This is a genomic window from Roseivirga sp. UBA1976, from assembly GCF_002336325.1.
Classification (GTDB): Bacteria; Bacteroidota; Bacteroidia; order Cytophagales; family Cyclobacteriaceae; genus Roseivirga; species Roseivirga thermotolerans.
In genome coordinates this window covers 1-5,376 of record NZ_DDDQ01000014.1, presented here as the reverse complement: position 1 = coordinate 5,376, position 5,376 = coordinate 1, and the positions used below count along the sequence as shown (strand labels likewise).

The following is a 5,376-nucleotide window of genomic DNA, read 5'->3' as shown; positions in this document are numbered from 1 at the left end:
TAAGGAAATTAGAAAGCACAAAAGTAAGCCTTTTCAAGAAACTTAAATGTTCTGCATATTTGTGGTTTCGCCCACAACAAATCAATGACTGAAGTAATCATCAAATTCATCAGATTTTGCCTGGTTGGACTCACCGGAATGGGCATAGATTATGGAATAACATATCTGGGAAAAGAAAAAATAAAGGTGAACAAATATGTAGCCAACGGACTTGGCTTTCTGCTTGCCGCCACCTTCAATTTTTTTCTTAACAAAACCTGGACATTTCACGACTCCAACCCCGAGGAGTGGCTGCAATACTCCAAGTATCTGGGGTTTGCCATTATTGGCCTGGGTATTAATACTCTCATCATTTATCTGCTCATCAATAAAAAGGGACTTAATTTCTACTGGGCCAAGCTTATTGCCATTGCCGTAGTGGTAGTCTGGAATTTCATAGCCAACTACAACTTCACTTTCATGTAAGGTATACATGAGCTTACTCTATGAGTATTAGACAAGAAGCCTTCTTATCGTTGTCTTCATTGCCCCCGTTCATCAACGACCACTCAGGTGCTGAGAGCGTTCTGCCTGTAGTGGAAAATTATGGTCACTTTTGCCCAATAGTAAGGAGTCATCTAAGTTTTTTCTAAATAACCCTATAATTTCTATAGACTTTTTGAACTTTGTATTCAACACTACGTTCACAACTAAACTTAAAACTAAAAATTATGGCAATTAGACTAGGTGACATTGCCCCTGATTTCAGTGCTCAAACCACTGAGGGGCCAATTAATTTTCATGAATGGTTGGGAGATAGCTGGGGTTTATTATTCTCGCACCCTGCAGACTATACTCCGGTATGCACTACCGAATTAGGACGCACGGCTCAATTGAAAAGCGAGTTTGAAAAGCGAAATGTAAAGGTGCTGGCCGTTTCGGTAGACGGACTTGAGTCGCACAAAGGCTGGGTGCAAGACATAAACGAAACGCAAAACACTACGGTGAACTTTCCGATAATAGCCGATGAAGACAGAAAAGTGGCAACCTTGTATGATATGATTCATCCGAATGCCAACGATACCCTAACCGTTCGGTCGGTTTTTGTGATTGGCCCGGATAAAAAAGTGAAGCTCACACTCACTTACCCGGCCTCCACCGGACGCAATTTCCAAGAAATTCTGCGGGTAATCGATTCCTTACAGCTTACGGCCAACTATAGCGTGGCTACACCGGCCGATTGGAAAGAGGGAGATGATGTAGTGGTTTCGCCCGCCATTGCAACGGAAGATATTCCAGCCAAATTTCCCAAAGGTCATAAGGTAATTAAACCATACCTCAGAACCACTCCTCAGCCGAATGTGTAAAATCTCAAAAGCTAGGTGAGAGCCACCTTGAACTCTTCCGATTAACCTAATCTCCATCAGAGTCTCTAACCACCATCAGAGTCTCTCGCTAGAGGACTCTGATGCACGCAGTGCTGGTGCTCAGTGTCCCTTGTAGGAGACACTGAGGGTGTTGTGATGCTGCGGTTAAAGCAAGAGCATTGGGCCTATTTAGGGAATGTTCAGGTGGCATAGGAACTTGACAGGCCCTTCGCTTTGCTCAGGGTGAAAAGAGGGCGAGTAGTAGAGGCTGGCCTTTGAAGTACCCGTTTTCATAGAACCTAACCACCATCAGAGTCTCTCGCTAGAGGACTCTGATGCACGCAGTGCTGGTGCTCAGTGTCCCTTGTAGGAGACACTCAGGGTGCTACAATGCTGTGGTTAAAGCAAGAGCATTGGGCCTATTTAGGGAATGTTCAGGTGGCATAGGTATTTGATAGGCCCTTCGCTTTGCTCAGGGTGAAAAAGAGGACCAGTAGTAGAGGCTAGTCTTTGAGGTACCCGTTTTCATAGAACCTAACCACCATCAGAGTCTCTCACTAGAGGACTCTGATGTGCTATACGCTGGTGCTCAGTGACCCTTTCAGGAGACACTCAGGGTGTTGCGAGGTTAGTTAGACTAACCGCTACTTAAACACCTTCTTTAGCAACTCTGTAGTTCTGGCTCCCGGATTTTGTCGAATGTTCAATTCCTCTTTAGCTATCATTACAAAGAGTCCGTCTATGGCTTTTTGTGTCACATAGGCTGTTAAATCAGTCTCTACTTTTTTCACCAGGGGTAGTTTGTTGTACGTACTAAACACATCTTCCCAGTGCCTCGTGGCATTTACTTTGTTCAAACTGTTCTCTATAATGGGGCTAAATTTTCGCGTGAGTTCGGCCGAAGTTTCACGCTCCAGAAAACGTGTAGCCGCATCCTTTTCGCCTTTTACTATATTGATGGCATCTTGAATGGTAAGTGCCTTAATGGCCGCAATGAAAATATTCTTGGCTTCCGAGGCCGCGTCTTCTGCCGCTCTGTTTAGCGATTCCACCGCTTGGTCTACCTGCTTTTCCAATCCCATTGAACGTAATTTTTGCTCAACGCTCTGCGCTTCGGGAGGCAGCGGAATTTTAATCTCAGGATTTTTGAAATACCCATCCATCTGCGAGAGCAAGTCCACCCCTTTTGTGGTGCCTTGCTCCAAAGCCTGCTTGAGTGCGTTGGCAGCTTCTTCTTTGGTAAAAGCCGCATCGCCTCCCAGTAGTCCTTTGGCTTTTTGAAGAACCTGGGCCTGTGAAGAACAGCTAAACAAGAACAGACCCAGTACCATAAAGTAGAGATTTCTCATATGCTTGTGTTTTTATAACAGGTAACGCAAAAAGGGCCAAAAGTTGGATCGAGCAGAGCCTTTTTTTCCACAGCTATAGGCACTGACTTACTTCTTTGAATTATACGCGTTTTTAAAACCCAGTAGTTCTACGGTTTTAAACACCGCCTATTGTCACTAATCTTACTTAACACTTAACTCACATATCATGACCAAATCAGATTACACACAATTGTCCGTATACAACGGATCGGATGAAGCCGTAGAGGTTTACGTAACTTTTGCTGCTCAAAACAGCCAAAACAAATGTTGCCCCACCCCATGCGGACTGAGCGACTTTCCCTTTCTGACCAAAGTAAACCAACTCATGGGTAAGTTTACCTTAGACTCAAAGGCCACTCAAAACTTTGACCCCAAAGGCAAATGCTTTAGCGGAAACATCGGTTTCTACATAGAACCTCAATGCCCTGTGCCCGATGCCGGTTTTCATCATGGAGAAACGGGCACTAACATTGCAGAATTTACACTGAACCCCAACATTCCTTGTGCTGAGGCCATAGACATTAGCTGTGTGAACGGAGTAAATTGCTTTATCGAAATGAAAGTGGATGCCGATGCCGGGTGGGCCTATGGCCCAGACAACACGCCCATCACCACTATTTACAACAGAGGCTTGCAGGAAAATTCCGGTAACCCCGGAGTTTACCCGGTAAACTGTACTGACTGTATTCGCTTAGTGGGTGCCAAGCCTTGCCCTACACTCCCTTTGGGACCGGCTCAAACCGAACGAATTTGCAATGTTCAACGGTCTGAAAGAGGTGGCACTGTTCAGGTAAACCTGGTAGTGCCGGTACCGATGTAGCCACTTGGACATTGATTTAAAAACTGTCTCTGAAAAATTCAGAACCTCGTTCCTTAGCTCACCAAAGTACTTTCTAAAGGGACTATGTGAGAGTTTCCGGGCCGGGCCACCTGAAGTATTCAGAGACAGTTTTTCTTTGCGTTTTTAATAGGTTTATCCTTTTCATTTCCAACCAATTGCTTTCATTGACTGTCTACACAGGAGAACTACACTCCTATGAAGAAACTACTAACCTGTGCCGGGCTACTGGTAGCCCTTGGCCTAACGGCACAAACTCCAAAAATTGAATTGGGCATTGAGCTATCTACAGAAAATATAGAAGGCAGCGGCTTGCTCAAAGATGCCGGAACCAACTTTTATGATCGGATTGTCAGAGACCGATCCAACTTCTCCATGGGCATAACCGCCAATTTGCTTTCCAACTCCTCTTCGTTCAGTTTTCGATCAGGACTGCTATATGCTCAAAAAGACATTACTTCTTTCAAAGAGTGTGGGTTTTGCCATACCCTATTCAACGCGCTAATTGTGCCTGAATACAGACGAGTCGAGCAGCGCTACCTTTCCGTTCCTTTTCTTATTCGCTACGAACCAAAACAATCAAGACTATCTCCAATAGCAGAAGTTGGCCTATACAATCACTTTTTAGTCAATGATGGCCAACTGAACCAAAACAGAAGCGCCTACATGGAAGCCTCTTTTGCCCTGGGAGCCAGCTACAAATTAAACAACACCCTACGGGCAGAGCTAAAATATAATTATAGGGCGAGCCTCAGTACCGTATATTCGGGTGAGGTAGTACGATACCATTATAGCGACTCCGAGCCAAACCGATTGCGTACCAATGCTTTTCAGCTGGGATTCTTATACTCGCTTTAACGAACAAAGACTAAAACCCGGACATTGATTCACAAACATTTACAATTGGTTAAAATCTTATTATCTCGCCAACTGCACCAGTTCCCGTAATATATATCTTCTACCCGTCATTTGTAAGGGCACCATTAGAAACAACTTTCATCCGTTTTCTTTGAGAAAATGATAGGGATCGGTATACACCGGGTTAGGCTTAACCGTGATTAAGTCTTTAGGTACCAGATCATGCTCAATGGCCAGGTCATACCCTTTTAAGGCCGCCAGTTTGGCATAGGTAACCGCGGGGAAAGAGAGTATGTCTTTTTGTAAAATGAAAAAGGCATTGTACTTATTGTGCAGCCTGGGTTTGAGAAGCTGCATCAGGCTTTCTACCATCAGCCCTTCATCAGCAGCCAGCAGGCCTTCAAAAAAGCCTACATCCGGAAGCAGCCATTTATTGGTCTTTTTGGAGGCTTTTTCTCCTAAAAGGGCCACTTGCTTCTCCAACTCATCGAGCTTATTGAGCAGAGCCAGTTGCACACAATACACCGGGTGGCCTTTTCTTTTTTGTACCTCAAAAGCACTATCACTAAGCAATGCATATCGTTCGATCAGTGGCTTGCAATCGCTCAGAAGGGCGTAGCCAATGTGCCTAATCCCTGCACTTAGTCGTTGATAATCATAGGTCTTAATCATATATTCATCGCACCGGCCACAGGTATAAAAGTGCTGCTTGGCAACTTCTATATTGCCTTCCACGCTATATTGATACAATGCTTCATCTTCATTTAAATAAAAGAATTCAACCCTGACATGGTTTTGTAATAAGCTTTGGTCTAAAGACCTTTCAATCAGAGTTTTCTCCTCTTCATAGAACTTTTGATGCACTTCAATAAGTCGTTTACGATAATCCATTTTTATCCCCCTAAATTAAGAAGCACCAATTCATTTTTATGTTTATCCGCTTCGGAAACAACTTTCATCCGTT

6 protein-coding genes are annotated in these 5,376 nt (G+C 44.2%); 4 read left to right on the top strand and 2 right to left on the bottom strand.

Translation table 11 applies throughout. The features are described 5' to 3' along the window. The first annotated feature begins 84 nt into the window (after positions 1-84). Entirely contained in the window at positions 85-465 is a 381-nt protein-coding gene (locus tag B3763_RS01350) for a GtrA family protein (RefSeq protein ID WP_189630580.1), read from the top strand. A 245-nt stretch (positions 466-710) separates the two neighbouring features. After that, positions 711-1,346, top strand: a complete 636-nt coding sequence (locus tag B3763_RS01345) for a peroxiredoxin (protein ID WP_286742821.1) — start codon at positions 711-713, stop codon at positions 1,344-1,346. Positions 1,347-1,990: 644 nt separating this feature from the next. Here the strand turns inward: B3763_RS01345 and B3763_RS01340 are convergent. Beyond that, entirely contained in the window at positions 1,991-2,695 is a 705-nt protein-coding gene (locus tag B3763_RS01340) for a DUF4197 domain-containing protein (protein ID WP_286742818.1), read from the bottom strand. 187 nt (positions 2,696-2,882) lie between these two features. On the opposite strand from B3763_RS01340, the gene B3763_RS01335 reads away from it, so the two are divergent. Both B3763_RS01335 and B3763_RS01330 read left to right on the top strand, forming a co-directional pair. Beyond that, positions 2,883-3,536 (top strand): hypothetical protein, encoded by a 654-nt coding sequence (locus tag B3763_RS01335; protein WP_286742815.1) that lies wholly within the window; start codon positions 2,883-2,885, stop codon positions 3,534-3,536. Positions 3,537-3,752: 216 nt separating this feature from the next. Further along, positions 3,753-4,412: an outer membrane beta-barrel protein gene (locus tag B3763_RS01330; RefSeq protein WP_286742812.1), complete on the top strand. Its 660-nt coding sequence runs from the start codon at positions 3,753-3,755 to the stop codon at positions 4,410-4,412. A gap of 138 nt (positions 4,413-4,550) precedes the next feature. On the opposite strand, the gene B3763_RS01325 is transcribed toward B3763_RS01330, so the two are convergent. Continuing rightward, the gene (locus tag B3763_RS01325; RefSeq protein ID WP_286742810.1) at positions 4,551-5,303 is read right to left on the bottom strand and encodes an Imm49 family immunity protein; all 753 of its coding nucleotides are present in this window, start codon (positions 5,301-5,303) and stop codon (positions 4,551-4,553) included. Between the last annotated feature and the right edge of the window lie 73 nt (positions 5,304-5,376).